This window comes from bacterium (assembly GCA_016789445.1).
Classification (GTDB): Bacteria; Patescibacteriota; Minisyncoccia; order Phycocordibacterales; family UBA2100; genus UBA10103.
The window spans coordinates 63,080-87,030 of sequence record JAEUQT010000003.1 but is presented as its reverse complement, the minus strand read 5'-3'; the positions used below and the strand labels follow the sequence as shown (position 1 = coordinate 87,030).

Below are 23,951 nucleotides of genomic sequence, written 5' to 3'. Positions count from 1 at the left end.
CAGCACTGCTGCGGGCGCGTCTTTTTCAGGCCGGTATGTACTGCTTGCCCCACGGGGCGACGAAGTACATGACGAGCGCGCTTACGAGCGCGACGCCCCAGTGCCACATCGTGAAGAGCGCAAGGACACCACCGCCGGCGAGCAGTCCGTATGCGCCGAAGAGGACGCACATGACGAGCAGCCACGCGATCCAGTCGGCCGATCCGGTCTCGAACTCGATCGTCATGTCCGGCGCCCACGCGATGACGAGTGCGCTCAGGAGCGCGACCAGCCACCAATCCGTGAGGAGTGCCATAAAGCCCATGCCGCTCCACATCGAGTAACCGAAGCCGAGCACCACGAGCGTTACCGCCCATACCAGCCATTTCTGTAGGTCCATTCCAATCTCCTTGGACGTTTACGGTCGTTCCCACTTCGGGACGACTTCTGCCGCAGATATACGCCCGCACGCGATTGGCGGCAAGTGGGGGATGTGGATGGTGAGCGCTAGAGCCGGAAAATGAAGATTCTGAAAAATAAGGTAACGCTTGATGTGCGGCGTCAAGTGTTGCACACTGAGTCGTCATGCAGAAAGATGACCTCCAAAAATTCGACCTTCCGGAAACACCGGGCATCTACCGCTTCCAGAAGGGCGGGAAGATTTTGTATATCGGCAAGGCAACGGTGCTGCGCGACCGCGTGCGCAGCTATTTCAATGCCGGCCTTCAGGAATCGCGTTCCACCGCCATCGCGGCCATGGTGCAGGAAGCCGACACCATCACGTGGGAAGAAGCGGATTCCGTACTCGAAGCGATGATCCTCGAAGCGAATCTCATCAAGAAGCACACGCCGCCCTACAACATCATCGACAAGAACAACCGCAGCTTCAACTACCTCGTGGTGACCGAAGAAGCATTCCCGCGCCTGCTCGTCGTGCGTGGTCGTGAATACTTCACCAACTGGCAGGGAGGGAAGGTGAAGCAGCTTTTCGGCCCGTTTCCGCAAGGCCTCGCGCTGCGCGAAGCGATGAAGCTCGTGCGTCGCATCTTCCCGTATCGCGATGACAAGTGCACCCCATGCTCGGAACAACTCAAGTCCGGCAAAGCCAATTGCCGTCCCTGTTTTAACAGGCAAATAGGGCTGTGCCCTGGCGTCTGCACCGGAGAAACCGATGCGCAGGAATACGCAATCACTATCCGCAACATCTGCCTTCTTTTCAGCGGCAAGAAGAAAACGCTCGTGAAGGAGCTCGAGAAGGAAATGAAAGTGGCTGCCAAAGAAGAACGATTCGAAGATGCCGAACGCGCACGCCGTCAGGTCGGCGCGCTGACCCACATCAACGACATCGCGCTCATCAAGGATGATTCCCGCATCTCCAGCGGCGGCAACATCCCGCAACGCGGCGCACGTATCGAAGCATTCGACGTCGCCCACACCTCCGGCACCGAAACGGTCGGCGTCATGGTCGCCGTCGAAGAAGGGGAACCGCTCAAAAGCGCCTATCGCAAATTCAAAGTGAAGGGATTCACCAACAACGATCCGGGAGCTCTGACTGAAGTCTTGTCGCGCCGATTACTTCATCCTGAATGGCAGTATCCGCGCGTCATCGTCGTCGATGGCTCGACGGCACAGATGAATGCCGCCAAGAAAGTGCTCTCCAAAGCGGGTATCACCATTCCGCTGGTGGGTGTCGTAAAGAACGAACGCCATCGTCCGGAACGTCTCATCGGCAATCTCAATGCCATACAATCGTTTGAACGTGACATCCTTCTCGCCAATTCTGAGGCGCATCGTTTCGCGATTACGTGGCATCGTAAGCGACGACAAGCGACCAGCATCGTCTAGGGGAACTATATAGATAGCTACCCTTAATTCCAATCGCATGAAGATTGTTGTATAGTCCGAATCCGCGTGGATAACTCTATTTACCGCATGTACCACCTTCGTCTACAATGGTGGTAATCGGAAACGATTTGAAAGGGGGAACCGCGGGATCGTTCAATTACTAGCAGTCGTGCGCGACAGTCAGATAACTGGCTGTTGTTTATGGTCTTTGAGAGTTGATATTTGCGTCCGACGGGACTTGAACCCGCAAATCCGAGGGGATGGTGGATTACAAATCCACTGCGTTTACCTAGTTTCGCCACGGACGCATGTATCACCTTTTGAAGGTGATCGCGGAAGCCCGCGAGGGGGAGGCACTATAAAACGTGTCAGCCGTACAAGTACTTGTTTTCGAAGACTTTAGGCCTAAAGTCGCAATAATAGGTTCTGTACCGGGATTCATGTCGTCCCGCCCTATCCGTTTTTAGGAGAGGCAATCCAGACCAACTACGCTAATGCCCCCACTTCGGGGGTATTCGCTTTTCCGATATTCAAAAAACCTATCCCTTACTCCCGGCGCAGGCGCTTGCACCTTTCGGTGGTTACGCCTTATCGGCGCATGGTCTTTTGGATCCTGTGCCGAGAGTAAGAAACAGGTTGTCTGTTTCGGTGCAAGCTATGACAACGGAGGTAGGCGACCAAGCCGCTCCGCAGCTGTCTACCAATATCGTAGCAAGGCTCTTTCGCTTGTATAGAGGGGGTTTATCCACAGGCAGAAGCGATATTTATTTCCAGCACTTGACAACCCTAAAGCGGGAGTATAGGATGGGGCTATGAATAACTTTAAGACCCTCGCCCAGTTCATGGCAGCTTTCCCCGACGAGGCGGCGTGCCGCGCCTACTTTGAACGTATGCGCTTTGCCAAGGGCGACTACTGCCCGCACTGCAAGCACAACCAAATCATGCGCTTCTCCGATGGCATCCGCTACCGCTGCCACAAGTGTCGTAAGGACTTCACCATCAAGACCGGTACGCTCTTCGGAGAGAGCAAAATCCCGATGCGTTCATGGTTCATCGCCATCTACCTCCTCACAACCCGCAAGAAGGGCATCTCCAGCATCGAACTCGCCTCACATGTCGGCGTTACGCAGAAGACGGCATGGTTCATGGATATGCGTATCCGCGCGTCTTTTAAGCAGTCCAAGGCTAAACTCCTTGGCGTTGTCGAGGTGGACGAAACGTACCTCGGAGGCAAGCACAAGCGCAAAGACGGCTTCCGCAAGAAGCAGGTGCTTATGGGCATGACAGAGCGCGGTGGCCGTATCCGCGTTGTTGCCGTTCCCGATCGTGGGACAGAAACCCTTTTGCCGACAATCCGCAAGCACATCCATCCTAAGACGAAGATTATGTCCGACGAGGCTCGCGTGTACTCGAAGCTGCCGAAGCTCGGCTATCAGTGGGGATATATCAAGCACGGGAAGAAGCACTGGGTACGCGGCACCGTCAGCACCAACTCTATCGAGTCATTCTGGGCGCTTTTCAAGCGTAACTATCACGGTACCTATCATTCGATGAGCAAGAAGCACCTCCAGCGATACGTCGATGAGGTGGCGTTCCGGTTCAACCACCGCACCAGCCCTATGCAGACGATATTCGAGGATACGACACGACGTATCGCCAAAAGTGGTAAAATGCCTTTGAGGAAACTCACGGCATGAGCAAGAAAGAAACACGCGGCCGCAAGCCCAAAATCCATAAACCCATTCCCGCCTCATTCGATGAGGTGCTTGGCGCACTCGCCAAGTCAGGCTATAAGAGCAAGAAGCAATTAAAAGGTAAGAAGAAATGATATGCAGTGGCTACTGTGGATTTTTGCAATTGTCGCTTTTATCGGTTTCTTAGCGCACCGCGCTGCGCTCGGCAGCCTTTCTGACCGGATAGACGATCTGGAAGAGAAGATAGATAAGCTTAGTAAGCCAAAAGAGGGCTACGACGAATTTGGCAATAAATGGACGCAGGAACGTAAGTAATTTATCGTCTAGGGTAGATAGGTATATAGTTCCCTCGTCTAGGATATTGACAAAATACGCCGAAATGGTGTATAATTATCCTAATGTCCACTGAGGGCAGGGATCCAGTGAATGGAGGCCGTAATGGCAACCACGCATGACATCGCAGTTCGCACCGCATTCGATCGCCTCACCGAAGAGGAGAAGGCGCTCGTCAAAGCGAACACCCCGCTCTACGAACAAGCGAAATTCAGGCTCGGTATGCTGATGGCGATGTCGCCGTCACAGATCGAAGCGTTCGATGCTCACGCCGTGCGGCGGCACTAAGCATCACGGACCGGTCGACATTCGACCGGTCCTTCTTTTTTGTGGGGTATACTTTAAAACGTGATCAGAATTTTCTAGATACGAGGCGCGGGAAGACAGGTGAGGAGGCGTACAAAATGTACGATGACGAACCTGGAGGGACCCGCAACGATGTAGATGGGAAATTCTGGCGCGTTTTTCATGGCTCGCACGGTTGTTGGCGTTCTAAGAGGTGGCGCATCAAGCGAATACGATCTCTCGCTGAAAACGGGAGGCGCGGTTTTGAATGCGCTTCCGGAAAACGAGTACGACGTGCGCGATATCTTCATCGACAAGAAAGGCTACTGGCATTCCCGTGGCATGCCGACGGAACCGCTCCGCGCCGTCACGCAGGTGGATATCGTCGTGAACGGTCTCCATGGTGGTGCCGGTGAAGACGGTCGTGTACAGCGCATCCTCGATCAAGGGTACATCCCGTATACCGGTTCCCGCGCCGCACCCTCCGCGCTCGCGCTCAATAAGATACAGAGCGCGCTCGTCTTGAAGCGTGCGGGCATACGGATGCCGCATTCGATCGGATTCACGCTCTCACAGCAGATGGATACGGGGGAAATGGCGAAGAAGGTCTTCTCACGGTTCGGTCCGCCCTACATCGTAAAACCAGGCAACGAAGGTGCATCACACGGTATCGCGCTCTCGGCGACGATCGTCAGTCTTCCCGACGTGCTCGCGGATGTCTTGGATGCATTCGGTTCCGCATTGGTAGAGGAATTCGTCATCGGCGATGAGGCGACCGTGGGAATCATCGAAGGTTTCCGTGGCGAAGATCTCTACGCGCTTCCGCCGGCACGTGTCGTCTATCCGGAATCCTCGCAGTACCTCCATTTCGATCATCACCGCTCGAGCGAGATCCGCCACTTGGTACCGAGTGATTTCACGGAGATGGAAAAACGAGCGCTCATGGATGCGGCGCGTGCGGCGCACCGCGCACTCGGCCTCAGGGATTCATCGCGTTCCGATTTCATCGTCACCCGCCGCGGTCCGTATCTCTTGGAAGTGAATTCGCTCCCCGGCTTGTATGAAAATGCAGCCATGCCACGGCTCTTGGAGAGCGTAGGGGCAGGCGTGAAGGATTACCTCACGCATCTCATCCATCGGTAACAAAAAACCGCAGGCATTGCTGCCTGCGGAGTTCTTCCTTACTCGCTGTGAGTGATCGTACAGTTGCTGGGGCTCTCGCCGAGTTTCTCGGCGGCGTTCCGTTTCGCCTGAGCGAAGCTGTGCTCCGAGCCGGCGACGGCACGCGAGCCGCCGCACTTGATCGCCACGATGTACCACGAATCCACGCGGACCGAGACCGAGTAGGTCTGGTCGTCCTCGCAGGTCCTGCTGGTGTTCTGCTCACATCGATCGATGGCCGCATTGCGGGCGCCGACCTCCGAGCTGCCGTAGGCCTTGCCGAAACCGAAATCGTTCACGGCGTAGCCGACCCACTGGGCATTCGCCGCGCTCGCAGCGAAAGCAGAAAGCATGAAAGCGGCCGAGGCCGCGATCAGAGTCTTCATCGTTTTTCTCCTCAAATGAACAACCAGAAGAAAACGTGTCCCTCTCCTGGCTGGGCGAGAGAATAGCATTTTCAGGGGAAGAATCAAGCCACATACAGGAAGATGCCGCAACCTCATCGGTTGCGGCATCGGGGCTAGTGCAAGAGCTCGAGCATGCGGGTCTGTCGCTTCGTTGCGCCGTCCTCGGCTTCGACGTTTATGTAATCGATACCGAGGCGCGCGCTGAAGACCGACAGTGATCCGTCGTCCGTCGGACGGCGGCTCTGCAGGACCACATTCACATCCGCGGCCCGCAGTTTCTCGAAGGTCTCCCGCTTCGTGACGAAGAAAAGATCATCAGGGTCCATGTCGGGATTCACATGATGATCAGATGCATCGCGGACATAGCTGCCGTGCGTGTACTGATCGATCGAGTAGCCGCCGCCGTCGCTGTTGTTATGCAGCGCGACGAGCGTGTTCCCGTTGAGATACGGCAGCCGCAGCTGCTGCAAAAGCGTATCCGCGAAACTGCGCAGAAGCATATGGGCGAGGATGGGGTAGTCCCCCCGTGCCGTGCCCAGGACCTTCCCGATACCCGCTTCCGTGAAGATGCGGTTCGGGTCGAACGTGTACGTCCTGCCGTCCAGTTGGAACGAGATGTTCCGCGCACCGTCGTGCTTCAGCTCGACGAGGCGTCCGCCGTATTTCCGGACCATCGCGATGCCGGCGTGGATGCTTTCCTCCTCATCATTGTGCATGCTGAAGTAGGTGTATCCGGTACCTTTCTCGTGCGTGATGATCCGTACCTTCGAAGTCCCGAGCTCGAACACCTGTTCGGTAGTCCGCATCTCGCGCGGCGCTTCCTCCGGCTTGTGGTTGTTCCAGAAGCAGAGTGCGCACGCGAGTACGCCCGTTACGAGGTTGATCATTGGGTGCTCCTCTTTTAGCCTGCGGGAGTATGCCACGGATTCGGGGGGAGGGGAAGGGGAAGGCAGTCCTCGTATATACTTATAGTAATGCGAATATCTGGCTGGATCTTCGGCCTCATCGCGATGCTATTTGCAATCTATTTTGCATTGAGCTTCTTTGATTACGGTCCGCAAAGATGTAAGTGGACATCTTCTGATACAAGAGTTTGCTATGATTCGAGATCACCTGAATATTTCAACGATCCCAAGTTGGAAATCGATACGACTGTACGAAGGTGTGACAAGTATCAGGGCTTTGTAGCGTTCGAATTTTTTGCAAAGCATCTATGCCTTTCTAAGCAGCGGTTTCAGACGGTTGTGTATCCCTTCACTTATCCGAATGAAAGGTGAGACTTGAGGAGGGGAGGGGCAAAGAAAAAGCCCCGCCTGGGTAGCGGGGCTGTAGGTGGACTAGGGTGCGACTTTCTCGACACGATCGAACTCGTAGTTCTCACGCGCATCCCTAGCGAGTTTCTCGACCTCGTCGAACGGCACGTTTTCATCGATGTCGACGGTCTTCGTCGGCACCGTGATTCCGTTGCCTCTGAACGGGTTCTGCGTCAGGTCGCGGTAGTACGCCTTGTACCTGATCTTCCCCTTGGGAGGGTGTTCGGGTAGTCCGGTCATGGGTAGCTCCTTTGTTTTACCGAGGACGAGTATACCTTTTGGGGGTGGTGGGGGAAGGGGGAGGGTGCTAGTGGCGGGTCGTCTGTAGCGCTATACTCATGGCCATGAACTACAGCCTCCCCCGAAAACCTAAGGTGTTCGTGAGCTTTGACTTTGACCACGACGAGGACCTCAAAATTCTCTTCTGCGGCCAGGCGAAGCACGATAAGACGCCTTTCGAGATTACCGATGTATCAGTGAAGCAAGCCCTCTTTGGGGACTGGAAGGAAAAGGCTCGTTTGAAGATTCGTGGGGCTGACCAGGTTGTTGTGATATGCGGCCAGCACACCCACACAGCGACTGGTGTTGCGGCGGAGGTGAAAATCGCGCAGGAGGAGAACAAGCCTTACTTTCTTCTTTGGGGACGGAGCGAGAAAGCCGCGAACAAGCCGACCACTGCACTTCCTACGGATAAGATATACGACTGGACGTGGCCTAATCTCGAAGCTCTTCTAAAGGGTGCCCGATAGTATGGCAAGTGACGACATTCTAAAGCGCCTGTTTGTTTCCGAGAGCGCGAAGTACGGTGACAAATACATCGAGCACCTCTTGGAACAATACAAAATCTACGTCGAATCCTCGGAGAAGATAAGTGACCGACGCCAGAAGTCCAACGAATTTTTCCTCGCACTCAACACAGCTCTCGTCGGACTGCTGGGATTCATGTCGACACGGAGCAGTGAAGACACGGTGCTGATGTTATTGGTGTTCTCGTCGATTGCAGGGGCGGTCATGTGTTATTTCTGGTACGAAATCATCAAGTCCTATCGAAATCTTAATACCGCCAAATTCCAGGTCATTCATGCAATCGAATCTCGACTGCCGCTCTCCCTCTACGATACAGAATGGGAAGCGCTCGGCCGAGGAGAGGATACGTCGAAATACTGGCCCTTCTCACACATAGAGCTGTCGATTCCGTGGATTTTCATTGGCCTTTACGCACTCCTCTTTCTCTCCAGTCTCTGTGCGTAGGACGAGAACCCGTTCAAGGTGATCATGGAAATCCAATTGCGCCGGTTGGATTTCTATGACCCGCTCCGCCTTCCACGAGTGGTCACAGATAATTCGTTTGCCGTCGCAAACGAATTTCCGCGACCCCGACTCGGCTGTTTTGCCTACTGACAAAACATGCCTCCGTCCTCCACAAAAGCGAAAAGACAGTGCGCAGGCACTGTCTTTATCGTCTTTTGTGGACCCTACAGGACTCGAACCTGCCACCCCCTCATTGCAAATGAGGTGCTCTACCAGATGAGCTAAGGGCCCTTCAAGTGGATTTATACCAGATATCTTTCGGAAGGGGAATAGTAGTGGCCGGTGCATTGCTGCACCGGCCGGAAGTTCAGTCTTCTTCGGGATCGAGGTGCTCGGACGAGACCTCCTCGTCGGAATCCGGCTCTTTGATGATATGGCCGTATTCCTCGGCCAACTGGCGCGCTGCCAGTGTCGAAGCGCGGGCGGCTTGATCGGAATCCATGTGCTCAGTTGCCTGAGCGATGGCCTCCTTCATTGCCGCGAGGATCTGTTCCGCCGCCTCGTGATCGTCCGCGTACTCCTCATCGTCTTCTCCCATGGATTCCTCCTTTGCTGGGATATTAATATAATACCATATTTCTAGACAAAAGCAATACGTGGCTTCGCGCACCGAGTGCGCTTGCGCTTTAGGGGAGTTGTCCTATACTTGCCGCGAATGTAAGTTTTTCCCATCTTGTGCAGGTGTCCACCGACGCAGAGGGACGGAGAAGGTTGGTTTACATTTCATACTAGAAGAATTGGACGAATACATGGCGAAGAAACTCTATGTCGGCGGCCTTCCGTACTCTACGTCGGAAGATCAGCTCCGCGACGCTTTCGCGCAGGCCGGATCCGTTTCGTCGGCTATCATCATCATGGACAAGATGACTGGCCGCTCGAAGGGCTTCGGTTTCGTTGAGTTCGGTAATGATGACGATGCCCAGAAGGCAATCGACATGTGGAATGGCAAGGATTTCGGTGGCCGTTCCCTTACCGTCAACGAAGCGCGCCCTATGGAAGCTCGCCCTCGCCGCGAAGGTGGTGGAGGCGGTGGATGGGGCGGTGACCGACGCAACAGCTGGTAATGCCAGTTGATGCTTAGTCTCCTTTCAGAAAAGCCCGCAGCAATGCGGGCTTTTCGCATGCCATCTGTGCGTATCCACTGAAATCATATTCTCCGGGGTCGTGTAATTTTCTGCTGAAAAATCGCTCCGTCACGCATACATCGCTGCTGCGATGTTGCGCGACCCCGCCTCGCAGCCAAGCTGCTCCGGCCTTGCGACGGGGCCCCAACCCCGTCTCACGCGAGGTTCTCACGACGCCATGTCCCATGATGCCTTCACCGTACTATCCACACGCATACAAGAAGAGTGCCTAATGCTCGCTATAATGCATGCAATGAATAGCTGGCTCTATCGGGCACTTGGTTGGGGAGTGGCGATTTACGCGATCATGTATCTCGCATGGTCGGGATTGGTGATCTACGGTTACTCGCTCGGATTCCTTTCGCTCGCTATCCGTCTCGCGATCCTGTTCGGTATCACTTCGCTCGCGGCGAAATCGCTCCGCTTGATGGATTGGAAAGACATCCTTCCGTACTCGGTTGTGTGGGCGCTTACCGCGATCGTGCTTGATGCGATCTATCTCGTACCATTCGCTGGTTGGGCACTCTACGGCACGTGGAGCGTGTGGCTCGGCTACGCACTCATCGTGGTCTTTCCGCTCATCCGTCCGTATCTTCGCGCTCGAGGTAATCAGCGTCTTTCATAACTATGTCTGCTCTGTCGCCCTTTTCGGGCGCTGCATACGAGCGCGGTAACGCGCTCGCGACACATCGGTTTCTCATGCGTCTCGCGATGGGTGCCGGCAACGTGTTCGCGTGGATTTTCATATTCCGTGGCTTCTATCTGGTGAGCGGAAGCACCGAAGCATCGATCTTCGCGGTCGCGATCATGTACGCCTTGATGCAGGGGATCGTATTCATCCTCACGCCGCTCTCCGGTTTCGCGCTGCGCAACGGTATGCGCCGCGCCCTCGCGTACGGCACGCTTATCGCTTCCTTCGCCTTCGCGTGCATGAGCGTCGTCTTCGCGCCGCAGATCGGCTCGGGCGAATTCGCGTTCGGCATGATCGTAAGCTTCGTCATCCTCATGGGGATCCATCGCGCGCTCTATTGGATCCCGTACCGCACCGAGATCGCGGATACCGGTACCTATGTAAGCGCCTCGAAAGGCGAGGAAATCATCCTCGCGTTCGTTCCGCTTATCGCGGGACTCATGATCGAGACGATCTGGCTCGGTCCTGAAGCGCTTCTGGCGCTTGCTGCATTCGTCGCACTTGCCGCCCTCATCCCGCTTATCCGTATCCCTGAATCGTACGAAGGATTCGAATGGGGATTCCTCGAGACCTTCGCCGCGCTTTTCTCACGCTCCAACCAGACGCTCTTTACGCTCTCGCTTGCCGATGGCATCCAGGGCGCGGCACTTCTCCTTATCTGGCCGCTCGCGGCGTTCATCATCATCGGCCAGTCGTTCCTCGGTTTGGGACTCATCCTTACGCTCACGCTTATCGTGACGCCGTTTTTCCGCACCGGCGTCCGCAGGCTTCTCAAGCGTCATCGCGCCGAACGCTCGACACCGATTCTCGCTACATTGGTCTTCTCCAGCTGGTTGCTCCGTCTTGCCGCGGCATCGCCGCTCCAGATCCTGGCGGTCGACGTCTATGCGCACTCCAGCTCCTCGCCGAAGCGCTTCAGTATCGATCATGCCGTACATGACCAGAGCGCCGATGGTGCGCACTATGTCGATGAATACACGGCACTGAAGGAAATGGGACTGGCCCTCGGCCGCATCATCGCATGTCTCATCCTCGCATTCGTGGCGCTCTACGTGCATGCAGCGGCAGCCTTCGGTGCCGTCATTATTCTTGCGGCTTTCGCTTCGGTCGTTTCGGTAGTCATTTCGCAGCGCTCCTCGCGAGCGATATAGTGCGTAAATGCAGCACATTCTCGGGCCGAAGTTCTTCTCCCGCACCGCGGACCTCGTCGCGCCTGATCTCTTGGGTAAATTCCTCGTACGTGAACACGGTGGCAAGCGTGAGGCGCACATGATCACGGAAACAGAGGCGTACGATGGCTTCGATGACAAGGCATCGCATGCCGCAAAAGGGAAGACGCCGCGCACGGAGGTTATGTATGGCCCGCCGGGGCACTGGTACGTCTATTTTATCTACGGCATGTACGAAATGCTCAACATCGTCTGTGACCCGAAGGGGCATCCCGGTGCGGTTCTCATCCGCCGTGTTGAAGGTATCGATGGTCCGGGGAAGCTTACGCGCGAGCTGAATATCACACGATCCCTGAATGCGAAACCCGCTACCAAGGGTAACGGGCTGTGGATCGAAGATCGAGGAATCCTCATCCCGAAAAGCGGCATGCGGATGACGCCGCGCATCGGCGTCGCGTATGCAGGAGATTGGGCCGCGAAGGAATGGCGATTCGTCATGATCTCTCACGACAAAAGAAAAAGGACGCCGAAATAATGGCGTCCTTCCGCAGCTCAATGCTGCTCGTCGACCGATTCGATTTCCTCAGTGGAATCCGTACGGCCAGACTCTTCATTCAAACGTGCTGCTTGTTCCAGTAGCGAACCTTCGGGAATCGAATGTCCTGCTCGTGCTGCCAACACCATGAGTTGGGCAACCACATAGCTGTTCATATCTCACTCCTTTGTCTTGGAACTCGCGGTATCGTACTCCCATTTCCCGATATGACAAGAGGGGAAACGGGTTTTCCCGCCATTTCTGGGGAAAACAAAAGCGCGGACTCAATACGTACCGCGCCTTTCGTTCTCATCAGAACGAGAAACTACGCTGGAACGGTCGGCGGAATTTCTCCACCTGCCGTTGTGCGTAGTCCCGACGGTGCTTAAGAATCGCTTCGACCGCCAATCTTCTAGCGGCTTCGCGACGTTGTGAACTGATTGAGGGAAGCTTTCCCCACCGGGCGTTTATGCTCCATCGAGATACTTCGAAGACCGTCGAGAGGGCGACGTAGTCTTTCGAAGAACAACGGAACTGGATCAGAATCTGCGAATCAGGCAGCTTCACGATTGCCTCGGCACAGTCCACACTTTCTATCGTCGGAAAAAAGTTCATGCGCACCTCCCAGAGGGCTGAAAAACGCGCACTAACGCTTCACTACGACTATAATATCACAAAAATATATAAAGTCAAGCAGCAAGAAAAAGCGCTTAACTAGGCGAAAAGAGAGTCGATGACTTCCTTAACGACAGCCCCGTCAGCGTTACCGCCTAGTTCTTTAATAACGGCGCCCATGAGCTTGCCTTTGCCGGCAGCATCGACATTCATTTCTGCTTTCTTCGCTTCGGCGACTTTGAGGATGTCTTCGCGTGATGCCATCTGCGGCAGGTACGCTTCGATGATTGCGAGTTCCTTTGCTTCCTTTTCCGCCATCTCAGGGCGTCCACCTTTCGTGAATTGATCGATCGAATCCTTGCGCTGTTTGCCAAGCCTCTTGAGGATCGTCATCACCATGGCGTCGTCGATAGGATCAGTCGGCTTCTGGCCCTTGGCCACGAGCTCGTTGGTGCAGGCAGCAATAGCGCCGCGAAGTGTCTGGACCTTGATATCGTCCTTGGCCTTCATGGCCTCCTTCATGTCGTTCTTGATGGTGTCGATAAGCATGCCCCCACAATAGCAGAAAAAAGGAAAACGGCACCCGCATATTGCGGATGCCGCCTGAGTCAGATACGTCCATGCCTCGCCATGAATGGCTTGGCGATGTGTCGGTCGAAGAACTTGATTCGTCGCTTGTTGGCCCGTGTTTCCGAGTGACGGAAGATGATCATCGGAATGCCGAGGGCACGCCGTATTTCCTGCAGGTGTATCCGGGCGGTGCGGCTGTTTGCCTCATCGAACGGATGCAGGAATATCAGCGTGTCGTGGAGTGCGATGGATATCGCATCCCGCTCTTCGAATGATCGCTCTCGGTACCGTATCACTATCCGTTCGACCATTTTCATCCAAAGCCGCAGGTACTTCTCAGGCTGTCCGATGGGAAGGGCGTCCTCGGAATCCTCGAACGGATCCCTGAACGACGATCCGGTGCGGTAGGTGAAGTAGTGCGGGTGGTCACAGATCGCTGCATTGGTTATGGCTGGATGCGTGATCTTTGGATACGAGGAATGGTCTACGTCAGATTCGATGGTAAAGCGTGCGATCTTCAAATACCGATCAAAATACTCCGTGTCGATATCCGGATTGACCTTGCTCAAGAGACAGCTTTCACGTGCGAACACCACCGGATCGATGCGCATATCAGCCCTGCTCTCGGTATTGATATTCATGCCGAGCATCGTAGGCGCATGGCGATCATGGATGAGTCTGAAGTATTCGGTGCGAATGTCCTCCCATTGGGTGAGGGTTTGTCTCTGCAATTCTTCGAGCCGTCGTTCGACTTCTGTCAGCATGATTCCTCCTTGTGAAGAACGAACTGGCTCAACCATAGCAGAGTCCTGATGAAGATGCATCGTGGTAAAATCGCCCCATGGAATTCATCATCATCGCGCTTCTCCTCGTCAATCTGGCCGTGGTCGGCTTCATCTTCCTCCGCAAACCGGCACCGCAGCAGGACTCCCAGAGCATGATCCTCCTCCAGAACCGCATCGACGCCCTCTCGCAATCCATGGATGCGAAACTGGGGGAAGGCACGCGGACGATGTTCGATAGCATGCGGGCGCAGTTCGGCGAGTCCCAGCGTCTCGCGACCGACATCCGCGATCTCGTGCATAAGCAATTGACCGAAGTCGCCCGCGGCGTCGCCGAGACGAACGCGTCGACGAAGCAGGTCTTCACGATCGCGGAGCAGCTCCAGAACCTCGAGAAGGTGCTTAAGAACCAGAAGCAGCGCGGCAATCTCGGTGAGGCAGGCTTGGAACTCATCCTCAACAACATCCTGCCGCCGGATCGCTTCAAGATGCAGTATGACTTCGCCAACGGCGAGACGGTCGACGCCGCCATCTTCGTGAAAGAAGGCATCGTTCCGGTCGACGCGAAGTTCCCGCTCGAGAATTACGTCCGCCTCCTCGATGAGAAGGACGACGAGAAGCGTGGCGAATACGAAGATGCCTTCAAGAAGGATCTCAAGAAACGTATCGATGAGACCTCGAAGTACATCCGTCCTGAGGAGGGTACTCTCGGTTTCGCATTCATGTATATCCCGGCCGAATCGATCTATTACGACCTCGTCACCGGCAGTGTCGGAGCCATCAATGCGCGCAACCTGCTGGACTACGCGCAGAATGAGAAGAAGGTCATCATCGTCTCGCCGACGACGTTCTTCGCCTACCTGAATTCCGTCCTCTACGGCTTCAAGGCGTTCAAGATCGAGAAGGACGCCGAGCAGATCAAGAAGAACGTGGAGAACCTGATGAAGCACATCGCCGCGTACGACGTCTTCTATAAGAAGGTAGGGACCTCGCTCTCGACCACGGTGAACCACTACAATGCCGGTTACAAGGAGCTGGCCAAGGTGGACAAGGACATCCTGAAGATCACCGGCAGTAGCTCTGGTCTTGAGCCAGAAGGGGTTGAAAAGCCGCTTTTGGCTGAATAGGGCCGGAATATTGCGCTTTTAAGCCCCGTATCGTATACTCCGGCGACTTATGGCAAAAGTAGCAGTAATCCAGTCGGGCGCCCACCAGCACGTCGTCAAGGAAGGCGATGTTATTTCCATTCAGAACGTCCAGGGCAAGTCGGGTAAGGGCACCAAGATCGACTTCGATACGGTCCTCCTCGTCGCGGACGGCTCCTCGGTCAAGGTCGGCACTCCGGCGGTTTCCGGCGCGAAGGTCTCTGCTGAGATCATCGATGAAGGTCTCGGCGACAAGGTCGTGGTCATGAAGTACCGCCAGAAGTCCCGCTACTACAAGAAGAAGGGCCACCGCCAGCCGTTCACGAAGGTTAAGATCACCTCTCTCTAAGAAAAGAAAAGGGCCCGCGAAAGCGGGCTCTTTTAATGTCGATTCTCGAAGGCGTTGCGCAAGGTTTCCGGATCGGCGTACTCCAATTCCGATCCGGTCGAGAGTCCGCGGCCGAGCATGGAAATCGTAATGCCGGTCACATTCTCCTGGATCTCTTCTTTGACACGGATGGCCGTCGAATCACCTTCAGGATTCGCGGGAAATGCCAAGATGACTTCGGAGAGACCATCGTCACGACGTTTAGGAAGCGAATCGAGCAGCTCCTTCACGCGTAGGCCGGTCATGCGATCCGATGCGAGGGAGAGAAGGCCCCCAAGGACGAAATAGCGTCCACGGAACATGTGGCTTCGCTCAAGCGCCGCCAGATCGGCATCCGAAGCGACGATCGCGAGCAGCGAGACGTCGCGCTCATGGCTCGAACAGATCGAGCAGAGTCCTTTCTTTCCCGAGTGATACCGCTGACACGAAGGGCACTGCGCCACTTCGCTCCCAAGCTCGCGTATGCTCTCCATGATCTCGCGGCGTATCGCCGGCGAGGTGCGCAGAAGATACTGCACGAAACGCTGCGCCTGACGCGGGCCGATGCCGGGGAATTTCTGGAAAAGAGTGGTCAATCGCTCTATCGGATCCATTCGAGCAGTCTAACAGAACGAGAACTATTCGGCCTGATATGCATCGAGGGTCTTCGCAGCGCCGACGGGCGCGAGACTGAGCGCTGGCGCAGCAGCGCCAGACAGCGACCCGAGAGGCATGTCAGGCCGAATATTCGATAAAATTTTAGTTAGAACGGCTGCTCCTCCATGCCGCTCACGCTCGCTTCAGGGGTGAAATCACCGAAATCGGACTTCTCGACCGACTTGAAGGTGGTCTTCTCGCTATCGAACATGAGATCGACTTTACCGACCGGGCCGTTGCGGTGCTTTTCGATGAGGATTTCAGCGACGTTGTTCTTCTCGTCAGCGCCACGGGAACCCATCATGTCTTCGCGGTGGATGAACATGACGACGTCGGCGTCCTGTTCGATGGAACCAGAGTCGCGCAGGTCGGAAAGTCGTGGGCGGCCGCGGCGTTGCTCGACAGCACGGGAGAGCTGGGAAAGCGCGATGACCGGCACATCCAATTCACGCGCCATACCCTTGAGACCGCGGGAGATCTCCGTAACCTGCTGCACGGTCGAGACATTCGCGCCAGTGAGCGACGGCGTAATGAGCTGGAGGTAGTCGATGACGACAAGGCCGAGACCCTTTTCCATTTTCATGCGTCGCGCGACCGAGCGGATCGAAAGGACCGTGTTGCCGGCCTTATCGTCGATGAAAATCGGCGCTTCGGAAAGTTCCGCGATACCCGCCTGTAAGCGATCGTACTCCTCATCCTTGTTGATCTTACCCGTGCGCAGCTTCCACGCATTGACTCCCGCCTGCGCCGCGAGCATACGATCGACGAGCTGCTGCGAACTCATTTCAAGGGAGAAGATGCCGACCGGCGTGTTGTGCTTCACCGCCGATTGGCGGGCGATATCCAGTGCGAGGGCGGTCTTACCCATGGAAGGACGGGCGGCGAGGATGACGAGGTCTGACTTCTGGAAGCCGGAAAGCATGGTGTCCAGCGCCGGGAAGCCGGACGGTACGCCGCGCAGCGCATCCGTATGTTTCTGGAGACTCTCCAAGCGCTCCCACGCCTCGGTAAGCTCCTCTTTGATGACCGAGAACTTCTGGAGCATCGGGGCGTTGGAAACCGCGAAAATAGCCTGTTGCGCCTCATCCAAGACCGCAGCGATCTCGCGGTCTTCCTGGAAACCGAGTTCGCCGATCTTCGCTGCAGCATCCAACAGCGAGCGGAGTACGAATTTCGACTGCACTGCTTCTGCGTAGTGACGAGCTGATCCGGGAGAAGCGGCGCTGCCGGCGAGTTCGGAAAGATAGGCGCGACCGCCCATGTCGCTGAGCTGCTTCCGCTCGCTCAATTTACCCGCGACGGTAACGACGTCGATCGGTTCTCCCTTTCCGTAGAGCGTGAGCATCGCATCGTAGATAGTGCGATGCTTCGCCGCGTAGAAGGAATCGACATGCACGACATCGGCACAGTCATAGATCGCGCTTTGATTGATCATCAAGGCACCAAGGAGTGCTTTCTCCATTTCAAGATCCTGCGGCGGGACTCGTACCGAACTCATGCACTGAATTGTAGCACCGGCACCTGAAAGAGGTGGCAGCCATGCATACCTCGCATCTGGGATTAACCTGTGATATGACTGTGGACAAGGGAAATCGGTTGACCCGTAGAGGGAATCGTGGCTATTTCGCATCCGGGTCAGGGAATGCTCCAAAAGGAGGACGATTGAGGGTAGGGGGTATTCCCGGGAGAGTTGACAGGTTTGGACGGCTTTGATATAAGGTACATCATAGTGATGACAAAAAGTCAATCTATGCAATCGTTTCAACCGAAGTCAGTAACAAAGGACCTGCTTGCGGGCCTTCCGGATCGCGTCCGTCGCGTCCTCATCGACCGCTTCGGCCTCCAGGGAGGTGGCAAAGGCCGCACACTCGAGGCTATCGGCAAGGAATACGGCATCACCCGTGAGCGCATCCGCCAGATCGAATCCGGCGGTATCGCTGCAGTGCGCGATTCCGAGAGCTACGCAGAGCACGCAAAGACCCTCGAAGAGCTCAAGAAGGCTGTTCAGGAACTCGGCGGTGTCCTTGCTGAAGATACTATCCTCTCCCATGTCCCGAAGAACGAAGCTGAGCGCAATCATGTGCTCTTCGTCCTCACCGTGGGCCATCATTTCAATGACAAGCGCGAAGATGCGAACTTCCACCGCCGCTGGCACGTGGATGCATCCCTCGCTGAGGCGGTCGAAACCGCACTCTCCGATCTCTATGATGCCGTCGAGGCAAGCGTGCTCCTTCCGGAGGACGAATTCCTCGCGCAGTTCGGCAAGTCCCTCAAGGACGCCGGCGTGAAGAACCGCGACGAAGAGACCATGCGCCGCTGGTTGCGCATCTCGAAGCGTCTCGGTCGCAATCCGCTCGGCGAGTGGGGTCGCACCGAATCCCCGCACGTCCGCATCAAGAACACCCGCGATTTCGCGTACCTCACGCTTAAGCGCCATGGCTCTCCGATGCACTTCACCGAAGTCGCCAAGGGCATCCGTGATCTCTTCAAGCGTGAAGCACATCCGGCAACGACTCACAACGAGCTCATCAAGGATGGCCGTTTCGTCCTCGTCGGCCGCGGTCTCTATGCACTCAAGGAGTGGGGCTATGCTCCGGGCGTCGTCCGCGAAGTCATCCGCAACGTCCTCGAGCGCGATGGCGCACTCTCGCGCGATGAGATCATCGATCGTGTGAAGCGCGAACGCTACGTGAAGGATGCGACCATCGTCGTCAATCTCCAGCACAGCGAGTTCAAGCGTCAGCCGGACGGGAAGTACGCTCTCGCCCGCTAACGGCACTCAACACGCCATAGAGTTTCCTCGGGTCGCTGTCTGCACCTGCTGGTGCAGCGCTCACTCTCGCGCCGTCGCGCTGCGAGAGACCCTCGGAAACCCTATGGCGTGTTTCTTTTGTTGATTGCTCCGAGAACGGTGGAAAAAAATTGATATAGTAATGGAATGGCCGAAGAGGCACACGGGAAATCAGTACTTGATTCGCTGTTCGACACGCTCGCGTCGGGAGCCCAGAAGGGCATCGACAGCCTGATGCCACATGATGATCATGGACATGGCGGACATGCGCATGCACCAAAAGGCTGGCGTGCTTGGTTCAGTGTTTTGGCATGGTGGGAGTGGGCAGGTGACAAAGGCATTTCCCGTGGCACCTTCCTCACCGCGAATTTCCTTGGAGGCATGCTGGCATGCACCATGCTCGTGCCGCAATTTCCTGCGCTCGTTTTCGGGTGGATTCTCCTTGCAGGACCGATCCTGTTGCCGGCGGGTCTTGCCTATGGATTCTGGGGGGCTTGGAACTGGTATGTACGTTCCTACTTCATATTCATGAATACGAAGCCGGTTCTTCTGGAGGTGAAGATGCCGACGGAAGTGACGAAATCTCCTCGTGCCATGGAGTTGGCACTCACGGGCCTGTGGTTCCGACTTTCGACGACCACCGTAATTGATAAGAAATGGAAAGGAGGAACAATGCCGTACTACTCATTTGAACTCGTATCCGATGGCGGACAGGTGCATTTCTATGTATGGCTGCAGCGCGATTACCTTCGCAACGTCTTCGAGACGAACATGTACGCGCAGTATCCGGAGGTGGAGATCGTAGAGGTAAGTGATTATGCGGTCGATTTCCATTTCGATGACGATAAACATAATGCGTTCGTCGGTGATTACATGCTTGAGTCGCATGACATCTCGCGTCATGACCCGCGAGTAAATGCGTACCCCATCAAGACCTATGTCGATTTCGAGCTCGATAAGGATCCGAAAGAAGAACTGAAAGTCGAACCGATGGCGCAGGTGCTGGAAGTACTGAGTTCGCTCCAGCAAGGCGAGCAGGCGTGGGTGCAGATCGTCATTAAGGCACATCCGGGGGACGGATGGAAAAAACTCGTCGAGAAAGAGATTCAGGATCTCCGCAAGAAAGCATCACTCAATCCGGGGCGTTCGCTTGATGATCATGATGATGAGGACAAGTACGGTTTCCCGCGCCCGACGTGGGCGCAACAAGAGCTCATGCGCTCGATGGAGCGTAATCTCTCAAAGCTCGCATATGACACCGGTGTGCGCATGGTTTTCATCGGTCCGAAAGATAATTTCCGCGGGCCTACCGCGACTGCTGTGCGTTGGATCTGGCGCCCCTATGCCAATCCGAATTGGGGGGTCATGCTCCGACCGCGCAATGCACATAACGACTTCGATTGGCCGTGGCAGGATTACCACGATCACCGTCATTACCACGAGATCCATCGCTATCTTGATGCATATCGTCGTCGTCAGATGTGGAATCCGCCGTGGGAGGATGTGCGTAACATCATGAGCGTCGAAGTCCTTGCGACGATGTGGCATCCGCCATCCCGCACTATCCGCGCCCCTGGTCTCCAGCGAATCCCATCATCCAAGTCCGAACCGCCGGCAAATCTTCCGATGTAATCTATGGATTTCTCCCGTATCAAACGCCATCTTGAGCGACTCGTTGCAGCTGCGAACAAGGTAGATGAGGAGGTAAGCGTGAACTGGCGTGAGCAGGCGAACCGCCGCTCCGTCATCATCCTTATCGCGATCGGTTCGATCACGCTTCTTTCCTACGTATTCCTTATCGCGCCGCCAAGCAGCTTCCCGACCGGCAACCTTATCGCGGTTCCCGAAGGTGCGAGCGCCAAAGAAGCGGGGCAGATGCTTGAAGCGCAGGGTGTAGTGCGAAACGGGACTGCATTTTCGATCGCGGTCACCATCCTCGGCGCGGACCGCGGTGTCCGGGCCGGAGATTATCTCTTCAAGGAGCCGCGCGATCTTTTCTCGGTCGCCCGTGCGATCACCACCGGAGCGTTCGGACTGGAACCGATCCGTATCCGCATTCCTGAAGGCGCGACCACCAAGGAGATGGCGAAGATCTATTCCGCACAGCTGCAGCGCTTCGATGCGGAGAAATTCGTCGAGAAGGCACAGCCGGATGAAGGCTTCCTGTTTCCGGACACCTATTTCTTCCTCCCGAATGCGACGGAAGATATCGTCATCAAGGCCATGCGGCAGAATTTCGATACGAATATCGCACAGCTAGCAGGCGAGATCGAAAGCTTCGGCAAACCGCTCCGCGAAGTGGTCATCTTGGCATCCATCCTCGAGAAGGAGGCGTTCAACCACGAAGATCGCCGCAAGATCGCCGGCGTCCTCTGGCGCCGCATCAAGATCGACATGGCGCTGCAGGTGGATGCGGCGTTCCTCTATTCCATCGGCCGCGCGACCTTTACGCTCACCAAGGAAGATCTCGCGAATGAAGAAGACCCGTACAACACCTATGTCCACAAGGGTCTGCCACCAGGCGCTATCGGCTCTCCATCGCTCTCGTCGCTCGAAGCGGCGGTGACCCCGATCGATGGTGGCTACCTCTTCTATCTCGCCGACCGCAACCACGTGACGTACTACTCCAAGACGTATGCCGAGCATCTGCGCTTGAAGGCGTTGTATATCGATTGATAGCACGGTAGTCTCTCGACATGCAGAAGGTATTCGTCGGAATCTCAGGAGGCGTGGACAGCGCCGTATCAGCCGCGCTCCTCAAAGAGCAGGGCTATGACGTCACCGGTGCCTTCATCAAGATCTGGCGGCCGGAATTCATCGAATGCCCCTGGCAGAAGGAGCGTCTGGATGCGATGCGTATCTGTGCGCACCTCGGGATACCGTTCAAGGAGATCGATTTGAGCGATGAGTACAAGAAAGAGGTGATCGACGATATGATCGCGAACTACACGGCAGGACGCACGCCGAATCCGGACGTGCTCTGCAATCGCCACATCAAATTCGGCGCGTTCAAGAAATGGGCACATGCAAACGGCGCCGACCTCGTCGCGACGGGACATTACGCCCAGGTGATCAGGAATGGGGATCGATTCGAATTGCACCGCGGCAAAGACACGAATAAGGACCAGAGCTATTTTCTGTGGCGTCTTACCGAGAAAGATCTGGAAACCACGCTCTTTCCGATCGGAGGATTCACCAAGCCTGAAGTGCGTGCGCTCGCGGAGAAATTCGATCTGCCGGTCGCCGCAAAGAAGGACAGCCAGGGCCTCTGTTTCGTCGGCGAAGTCTCGATGCGTGATTTCCTCGCACGCTATATCGAATTGAAGAAGGGGAAGGTGATCGACGAACACGGGGTCGTCATCGGCGAACACGATGGCGCAGCGCTCTATACGCTCGGCGAGCGTCACGGGTTCCGTATCGAGAATGCGACCGCATCCGAAGTGCCGCACTACATCGTCGCCATCCACGCAGAACGGAATGTACTAACCGTCTCTGCCGATAAGGAAAAGGCGAAACGCGAGAGCGTCGGTCTTGTAGATCTCAGCTGGGTTAACGGCGAGCCGGGAGACATCAGTGCTGAAGCGCAGGCGCGCTATCGCGAAACACCGGTTGCGATCCGTTTCGAAGAAGGAGTCGTGCATTTCAGCGAAAAGCATCTCGCACCACCGGGACAATCACTCGTCATCTATGACGGTAACCGCCTCATCGGCGGCGGGGTTGTGGATGTCTCGTAACGAACGCGGTTGGCGTGTCGTATAATCCTCGGTATGGGAAGCGTCTTTGTGCGCATCCATATCGCATGAATACGCTTATTACTAAGGCCGACGGAGAACAAGAGCCGTTCGATCCGCGTAAATTGGACGCTTCGCTCCAGAGAGCAGGCGCGGCTGATGAGGCGCGTGCACACATCCTGAAGCGCATCGAGCGTGAGCTGACCGAGGGAATGCGTACGGAAGATATCTATGAGCACGCCTTCGAATATCTGCAGGAAGAAGGATCTCCTGCAGTCGCCGCCCGCTATTCGATCAAGCGCGCGATCTTCTCGCTCGGCCCATCAGGATTCCCGTTCGAACAATTCCTCGCGGAAGTCCTGAAGGCACACGGCTGGAGGACGCGTACCGGCGTCGCCATGACGGGTCGTTGTGCACCGCACGAAGTCGACGTTCTTGCTGAAAAAGGGAACCGCCGCGTCGGCATCGAGGCGAAATTCCACAATGTCGCCGGCGGAAAGACCGATATCAAGGATGCGCTGTATGTAAAAGCGCGCTACGAGGATCTTGCGCGCGCCCCCGAAGCGTCTGCTCGCGTTGATGAAGGCTGGCTCGTCACGAACACGCGCTTCACCCGCAATGCGATCCGATACGCACAGTGCTCGAACCTCACGCTTCTGGGCTGGGATTATCCGCATAACCGCGGGCTTCTCGAAATGATCGAATCAGCCCGCGTCCATCCGCTGACGGCTCTGACCACGCTGACCGATGGCGAGAAGCGTCGCCTCCTCGATAATCGCATCGTCCTATGCAAGGACGTGCAGGCAAAGCATCTTCTTGAGGAATATGGCGTAAAGCCGGGCCGCATCCCGCAAGTATTGGAGGAGGCCAAGCATCTCTGTTCACCGTTTGCGGGGGAGCGGCAATTCACAGCAGGCATCCAAGCCGTGCATCACTAGCCGTATACTGCTTGCATGATCTACGTCGATCCCATGATCATCATGTTCGGAAAGCTCCTTCTGGCGGCTTTCCTGGGTGCCCTTATCGGTACCGAACGGGCGCTCGTCGCCAAGCAATCGGCTGGTATGCGCACGTTTGCGCTGGTCACCATGGGCGCCGCCGCATTCACCATCATCGGTTCGTATGTCGATGCGGCAGCGATCGGTCTCTCGAATTTCGATCCGATGCGCATGGCCGCGGCGATCGTCATGGGCGTCGGCTTCATCGGTGCCGGCGTCATGTTCCAGCGCGAAGACGGTGTACATGGCGTAACGACGGCCGCAGGGTTGTGGGTCGCGGCCGCCATCGGTGTCATCATCGGATTCGGTCTCTATCCGCTTGCCCTCTTCGCGACCGCGATCACGGTCCTCATCTTCTTCGGTTTGTGGTACGTGGAGCACCGCTTCATCGATTGGTATCAAGGGAAATAATCATTTCATGATTATTTCTTTCTCCGGCCACGCATAA

At 55.9% G+C, this 23,951-nt stretch carries 30 protein-coding genes and 2 tRNA genes; 19 read left to right on the top strand and 13 right to left on the bottom strand.

What is annotated here, in order from left to right; genetic code table 11:
• Window positions 1-25 precede the first annotated feature (25 nt).
• Window positions 26-379 carry a hypothetical protein gene (locus tag JNK62_04135; GenBank protein ID MBL8158693.1) on the bottom strand — a complete coding sequence of 118 codons (354 nt, stop codon included), beginning with the start codon at window positions 377-379 and terminating at the stop codon, window positions 26-28.
• Window positions 380-564: 185 nt separating this feature from the next.
• Here JNK62_04135 and JNK62_04130 point away from each other — a divergent pair, with 185 nt between their 5' ends.
• On the top strand, window positions 565-1,824 hold the full coding sequence (locus JNK62_04130; GenBank protein ID MBL8158692.1) for a GIY-YIG nuclease family protein: 1,260 nt from the start codon (window positions 565-567) through the stop codon (window positions 1,822-1,824).
• 223 nt (window positions 1,825-2,047) lie between these two features.
• On the opposite strand, the gene JNK62_04125 is transcribed toward JNK62_04130, so the two are convergent.
• Window positions 2,048-2,132 (bottom strand) — tRNA-Thr (locus JNK62_04125).
• A gap of 504 nt (window positions 2,133-2,636) precedes the next feature.
• On the opposite strand from JNK62_04125, the gene JNK62_04120 reads away from it, so the two are divergent.
• From JNK62_04120 to JNK62_04105, 4 genes are all read left to right on the top strand, one after another.
• Window positions 2,637-3,521: an IS1595 family transposase gene (locus JNK62_04120; protein ID MBL8158691.1), complete on the top strand. Its 885-nt coding sequence runs from the start codon at window positions 2,637-2,639 to the stop codon at window positions 3,519-3,521.
• A gap of 132 nt (window positions 3,522-3,653) precedes the next feature.
• Window positions 3,654-3,833, top strand: coding sequence for a hypothetical protein (locus JNK62_04115; protein ID MBL8158690.1), 180 nt, complete (start codon window positions 3,654-3,656; stop codon window positions 3,831-3,833).
• 123 nt (window positions 3,834-3,956) lie between these two features.
• Window positions 3,957-4,139 carry a hypothetical protein gene (locus JNK62_04110; protein ID MBL8158689.1) on the top strand — a complete coding sequence of 61 codons (183 nt, stop codon included), beginning with the start codon at window positions 3,957-3,959 and terminating at the stop codon, window positions 4,137-4,139.
• Window positions 4,140-4,319: 180 nt separating this feature from the next.
• On the top strand, window positions 4,320-5,279 hold the full coding sequence (locus tag JNK62_04105) for an ATP-grasp domain-containing protein (GenBank protein ID MBL8158688.1): 960 nt from the start codon (window positions 4,320-4,322) through the stop codon (window positions 5,277-5,279).
• Between the two features lie 38 nt (window positions 5,280-5,317).
• On the opposite strand, the gene JNK62_04100 is transcribed toward JNK62_04105, so the two are convergent.
• The 3 genes from JNK62_04100 to JNK62_04090 all read right to left on the bottom strand — a co-directional run bounded on the left by JNK62_04100 (window position 5,318) and on the right by JNK62_04090 (window position 7,257).
• Window positions 5,318-5,683 (bottom strand): hypothetical protein, encoded by a 366-nt coding sequence (locus tag JNK62_04100; GenBank protein MBL8158687.1) that lies wholly within the window; start codon window positions 5,681-5,683, stop codon window positions 5,318-5,320.
• Between the two features lie 134 nt (window positions 5,684-5,817).
• On the bottom strand, window positions 5,818-6,591 hold the full coding sequence (locus tag JNK62_04095) for a protein tyrosine phosphatase (GenBank protein MBL8158686.1): 774 nt from the start codon (window positions 6,589-6,591) through the stop codon (window positions 5,818-5,820).
• A gap of 450 nt (window positions 6,592-7,041) precedes the next feature.
• Entirely contained in the window at window positions 7,042-7,257 is a 216-nt protein-coding gene (locus tag JNK62_04090) for a hypothetical protein (protein MBL8158685.1), read from the bottom strand.
• 104 nt (window positions 7,258-7,361) lie between these two features.
• Here JNK62_04090 and JNK62_04085 point away from each other — a divergent pair, with 104 nt between their 5' ends.
• Both JNK62_04085 and JNK62_04080 read left to right on the top strand, forming a co-directional pair.
• Window positions 7,362-7,766, top strand: coding sequence for a hypothetical protein (locus tag JNK62_04085; GenBank protein ID MBL8158684.1), 405 nt, complete (start codon window positions 7,362-7,364; stop codon window positions 7,764-7,766).
• Between the two features lies 1 nt (window position 7,767).
• Window positions 7,768-8,268, top strand: coding sequence for a hypothetical protein (locus JNK62_04080; protein MBL8158683.1), 501 nt, complete (start codon window positions 7,768-7,770; stop codon window positions 8,266-8,268).
• A 218-nt stretch (window positions 8,269-8,486) separates the two neighbouring features.
• Here the strand turns inward: JNK62_04080 and JNK62_04075 are convergent.
• Both JNK62_04075 and JNK62_04070 read right to left on the bottom strand, forming a co-directional pair.
• Window positions 8,487-8,559: transfer RNA gene (locus JNK62_04075), tRNA-Ala, on the bottom strand.
• Between the two features lie 76 nt (window positions 8,560-8,635).
• A complete protein-coding gene (locus JNK62_04070) occupies window positions 8,636-8,866 on the bottom strand; it encodes a hypothetical protein (GenBank protein ID MBL8158682.1) in 231 nt (76 codons plus the stop codon).
• A 211-nt stretch (window positions 8,867-9,077) separates the two neighbouring features.
• Here JNK62_04070 and JNK62_04065 point away from each other — a divergent pair, with 211 nt between their 5' ends.
• The 4 genes from JNK62_04065 (at window position 9,078) to JNK62_04050 (ending at window position 11,847) form a co-directional block, all read left to right on the top strand.
• A complete protein-coding gene (locus JNK62_04065) occupies window positions 9,078-9,392 on the top strand; it encodes an RNA-binding protein (GenBank protein MBL8158681.1) in 315 nt (104 codons plus the stop codon).
• Window positions 9,393-9,705: 313 nt separating this feature from the next.
• On the top strand, window positions 9,706-10,077 hold the full coding sequence (locus JNK62_04060; protein MBL8158680.1) for a hypothetical protein: 372 nt from the start codon (window positions 9,706-9,708) through the stop codon (window positions 10,075-10,077).
• 2 nt (window positions 10,078-10,079) lie between these two features.
• Entirely contained in the window at window positions 10,080-11,294 is a 1,215-nt protein-coding gene (locus tag JNK62_04055; GenBank protein ID MBL8158679.1) for a hypothetical protein, read from the top strand.
• Between the two features lie 7 nt (window positions 11,295-11,301).
• On the top strand, window positions 11,302-11,847 hold the full coding sequence (locus tag JNK62_04050; protein ID MBL8158678.1) for a DNA-3-methyladenine glycosylase: 546 nt from the start codon (window positions 11,302-11,304) through the stop codon (window positions 11,845-11,847).
• Window positions 11,848-11,864: 17 nt separating this feature from the next.
• Here the strand turns inward: JNK62_04050 and JNK62_04045 are convergent, their stop codons facing one another.
• From JNK62_04045 to JNK62_04030, 4 genes are all read right to left on the bottom strand, one after another.
• Window positions 11,865-12,023: a hypothetical protein gene (locus tag JNK62_04045; GenBank protein MBL8158677.1), complete on the bottom strand. Its 159-nt coding sequence runs from the start codon at window positions 12,021-12,023 to the stop codon at window positions 11,865-11,867.
• Window positions 12,024-12,159: 136 nt separating this feature from the next.
• Window positions 12,160-12,462: a hypothetical protein gene (locus tag JNK62_04040; GenBank protein ID MBL8158676.1), complete on the bottom strand. Its 303-nt coding sequence runs from the start codon at window positions 12,460-12,462 to the stop codon at window positions 12,160-12,162.
• 99 nt (window positions 12,463-12,561) lie between these two features.
• Window positions 12,562-13,011 carry a GatB/YqeY domain-containing protein gene (locus JNK62_04035; GenBank protein ID MBL8158675.1) on the bottom strand — a complete coding sequence of 150 codons (450 nt, stop codon included), beginning with the start codon at window positions 13,009-13,011 and terminating at the stop codon, window positions 12,562-12,564.
• A gap of 59 nt (window positions 13,012-13,070) precedes the next feature.
• The gene (locus JNK62_04030) at window positions 13,071-13,796 is read right to left on the bottom strand and encodes a Fic family protein (GenBank protein MBL8158674.1); all 726 of its coding nucleotides are present in this window, start codon (window positions 13,794-13,796) and stop codon (window positions 13,071-13,073) included.
• Between the two features lie 77 nt (window positions 13,797-13,873).
• On the opposite strand from JNK62_04030, the gene JNK62_04025 reads away from it, so the two are divergent.
• Both JNK62_04025 and rplU read left to right on the top strand, forming a co-directional pair.
• A complete protein-coding gene (locus JNK62_04025; GenBank protein MBL8158673.1) occupies window positions 13,874-14,941 on the top strand; it encodes a DNA recombination protein RmuC in 1,068 nt (355 codons plus the stop codon).
• Window positions 14,942-14,990: 49 nt separating this feature from the next.
• Complete coding sequence (gene rplU, locus JNK62_04020; protein MBL8158672.1) at window positions 14,991-15,308, top strand: 50S ribosomal protein L21; 318 nt, start codon at window positions 14,991-14,993, stop codon at window positions 15,306-15,308.
• 32 nt (window positions 15,309-15,340) lie between these two features.
• On the opposite strand, the gene recR is transcribed toward rplU, so the two are convergent.
• Window positions 15,341-15,940, bottom strand: coding sequence for a recombination protein RecR (recR, locus tag JNK62_04015; GenBank protein ID MBL8158671.1), 600 nt, complete (start codon window positions 15,938-15,940; stop codon window positions 15,341-15,343).
• A 149-nt stretch (window positions 15,941-16,089) separates the two neighbouring features.
• Complete coding sequence (gene dnaB / locus JNK62_04010) at window positions 16,090-17,481, bottom strand: replicative DNA helicase (protein MBL8158670.1); 1,392 nt, start codon at window positions 17,479-17,481, stop codon at window positions 16,090-16,092.
• Between the two features lie 234 nt (window positions 17,482-17,715).
• On the opposite strand from dnaB, the gene JNK62_04005 reads away from it, so the two are divergent.
• The 6 genes from JNK62_04005 (at window position 17,716) to JNK62_03980 (ending at window position 23,914) form a co-directional block, all read left to right on the top strand.
• Window positions 17,716-18,756 (top strand): hypothetical protein, encoded by a 1,041-nt coding sequence (locus JNK62_04005; protein MBL8158669.1) that lies wholly within the window; start codon window positions 17,716-17,718, stop codon window positions 18,754-18,756.
• A 165-nt stretch (window positions 18,757-18,921) separates the two neighbouring features.
• Window positions 18,922-20,406: a hypothetical protein gene (locus JNK62_04000; protein ID MBL8158668.1), complete on the top strand. Its 1,485-nt coding sequence runs from the start codon at window positions 18,922-18,924 to the stop codon at window positions 20,404-20,406.
• A 3-nt stretch (window positions 20,407-20,409) separates the two neighbouring features.
• Window positions 20,410-21,450: an endolytic transglycosylase MltG gene (gene mltG / locus JNK62_03995; GenBank protein MBL8158667.1), complete on the top strand. Its 1,041-nt coding sequence runs from the start codon at window positions 20,410-20,412 to the stop codon at window positions 21,448-21,450.
• A gap of 20 nt (window positions 21,451-21,470) precedes the next feature.
• A complete protein-coding gene (gene mnmA / locus JNK62_03990) occupies window positions 21,471-22,508 on the top strand; it encodes a tRNA 2-thiouridine(34) synthase MnmA (GenBank protein MBL8158666.1) in 1,038 nt (345 codons plus the stop codon).
• 65 nt (window positions 22,509-22,573) lie between these two features.
• Window positions 22,574-23,443, top strand: coding sequence for a restriction endonuclease (locus JNK62_03985; GenBank protein ID MBL8158665.1), 870 nt, complete (start codon window positions 22,574-22,576; stop codon window positions 23,441-23,443).
• A gap of 15 nt (window positions 23,444-23,458) precedes the next feature.
• The gene (locus JNK62_03980) at window positions 23,459-23,914 is read left to right on the top strand and encodes an MgtC/SapB family protein (protein ID MBL8158664.1); all 456 of its coding nucleotides are present in this window, start codon (window positions 23,459-23,461) and stop codon (window positions 23,912-23,914) included.
• Window positions 23,915-23,951 lie beyond the last annotated feature (37 nt).

What these genes read in the sequence shown, in the direction of transcription:
- JNK62_04135 (MBL8158693.1), bottom strand. Translation starts at nt 379, where the DNA reads ATGGACCTACAGAAATGGCTGGTATGGGCGGTAACGCTCGTGGTGCTC.
- JNK62_04130 (MBL8158692.1), top strand. Translation starts at nt 565, where the DNA reads ATGCAGAAAGATGACCTCCAAAAATTCGACCTTCCGGAAACACCGGGC.
- JNK62_04120 (MBL8158691.1), top strand. Translation starts at nt 2,637, where the DNA reads ATGAATAACTTTAAGACCCTCGCCCAGTTCATGGCAGCTTTCCCCGAC.
- JNK62_04115 (MBL8158690.1), top strand. Translation starts at nt 3,654, where the DNA reads ATGCAGTGGCTACTGTGGATTTTTGCAATTGTCGCTTTTATCGGTTTC.
- JNK62_04110 (MBL8158689.1), top strand. Translation starts at nt 3,957, where the DNA reads ATGGCAACCACGCATGACATCGCAGTTCGCACCGCATTCGATCGCCTC.
- JNK62_04105 (MBL8158688.1), top strand. Translation starts at nt 4,320, where the DNA reads ATGGCTCGCACGGTTGTTGGCGTTCTAAGAGGTGGCGCATCAAGCGAA.
- JNK62_04100 (MBL8158687.1), bottom strand. Translation starts at nt 5,683, where the DNA reads ATGAAGACTCTGATCGCGGCCTCGGCCGCTTTCATGCTTTCTGCTTTC.
- JNK62_04095 (MBL8158686.1), bottom strand. Translation starts at nt 6,591, where the DNA reads ATGATCAACCTCGTAACGGGCGTACTCGCGTGCGCACTCTGCTTCTGG.
- JNK62_04090 (MBL8158685.1), bottom strand. Translation starts at nt 7,257, where the DNA reads ATGACCGGACTACCCGAACACCCTCCCAAGGGGAAGATCAGGTACAAG.
- JNK62_04085 (MBL8158684.1), top strand. Translation starts at nt 7,362, where the DNA reads ATGAACTACAGCCTCCCCCGAAAACCTAAGGTGTTCGTGAGCTTTGAC.
- JNK62_04080 (MBL8158683.1), top strand. Translation starts at nt 7,768, where the DNA reads ATGGCAAGTGACGACATTCTAAAGCGCCTGTTTGTTTCCGAGAGCGCG.
- JNK62_04070 (MBL8158682.1), bottom strand. Translation starts at nt 8,866, where the DNA reads ATGGGAGAAGACGATGAGGAGTACGCGGACGATCACGAGGCGGCGGAA.
- JNK62_04065 (MBL8158681.1), top strand. Translation starts at nt 9,078, where the DNA reads ATGGCGAAGAAACTCTATGTCGGCGGCCTTCCGTACTCTACGTCGGAA.
- JNK62_04060 (MBL8158680.1), top strand. Translation starts at nt 9,706, where the DNA reads ATGAATAGCTGGCTCTATCGGGCACTTGGTTGGGGAGTGGCGATTTAC.
- JNK62_04055 (MBL8158679.1), top strand. Translation starts at nt 10,080, where the DNA reads ATGTCTGCTCTGTCGCCCTTTTCGGGCGCTGCATACGAGCGCGGTAAC.
- JNK62_04050 (MBL8158678.1), top strand. Translation starts at nt 11,302, where the DNA reads ATGCAGCACATTCTCGGGCCGAAGTTCTTCTCCCGCACCGCGGACCTC.
- JNK62_04045 (MBL8158677.1), bottom strand. Translation starts at nt 12,023, where the DNA reads ATGAACAGCTATGTGGTTGCCCAACTCATGGTGTTGGCAGCACGAGCA.
- JNK62_04040 (MBL8158676.1), bottom strand. Translation starts at nt 12,462, where the DNA reads ATGAACTTTTTTCCGACGATAGAAAGTGTGGACTGTGCCGAGGCAATC.
- JNK62_04035 (MBL8158675.1), bottom strand. Translation starts at nt 13,011, where the DNA reads ATGCTTATCGACACCATCAAGAACGACATGAAGGAGGCCATGAAGGCC.
- JNK62_04030 (MBL8158674.1), bottom strand. Translation starts at nt 13,796, where the DNA reads ATGCTGACAGAAGTCGAACGACGGCTCGAAGAATTGCAGAGACAAACC.
- JNK62_04025 (MBL8158673.1), top strand. Translation starts at nt 13,874, where the DNA reads ATGGAATTCATCATCATCGCGCTTCTCCTCGTCAATCTGGCCGTGGTC.
- rplU (MBL8158672.1), top strand. Translation starts at nt 14,991, where the DNA reads ATGGCAAAAGTAGCAGTAATCCAGTCGGGCGCCCACCAGCACGTCGTC.
- recR (MBL8158671.1), bottom strand. Translation starts at nt 15,940, where the DNA reads ATGGATCCGATAGAGCGATTGACCACTCTTTTCCAGAAATTCCCCGGC.
- dnaB (MBL8158670.1), bottom strand. Translation starts at nt 17,481, where the DNA reads ATGAGTTCGGTACGAGTCCCGCCGCAGGATCTTGAAATGGAGAAAGCA.
- JNK62_04005 (MBL8158669.1), top strand. Translation starts at nt 17,716, where the DNA reads ATGACAAAAAGTCAATCTATGCAATCGTTTCAACCGAAGTCAGTAACA.
- JNK62_04000 (MBL8158668.1), top strand. Translation starts at nt 18,922, where the DNA reads ATGGCCGAAGAGGCACACGGGAAATCAGTACTTGATTCGCTGTTCGAC.
- mltG (MBL8158667.1), top strand. Translation starts at nt 20,410, where the DNA reads ATGGATTTCTCCCGTATCAAACGCCATCTTGAGCGACTCGTTGCAGCT.
- mnmA (MBL8158666.1), top strand. Translation starts at nt 21,471, where the DNA reads ATGCAGAAGGTATTCGTCGGAATCTCAGGAGGCGTGGACAGCGCCGTA.
- JNK62_03985 (MBL8158665.1), top strand. Translation starts at nt 22,574, where the DNA reads ATGAATACGCTTATTACTAAGGCCGACGGAGAACAAGAGCCGTTCGAT.
- JNK62_03980 (MBL8158664.1), top strand. Translation starts at nt 23,459, where the DNA reads ATGATCTACGTCGATCCCATGATCATCATGTTCGGAAAGCTCCTTCTG.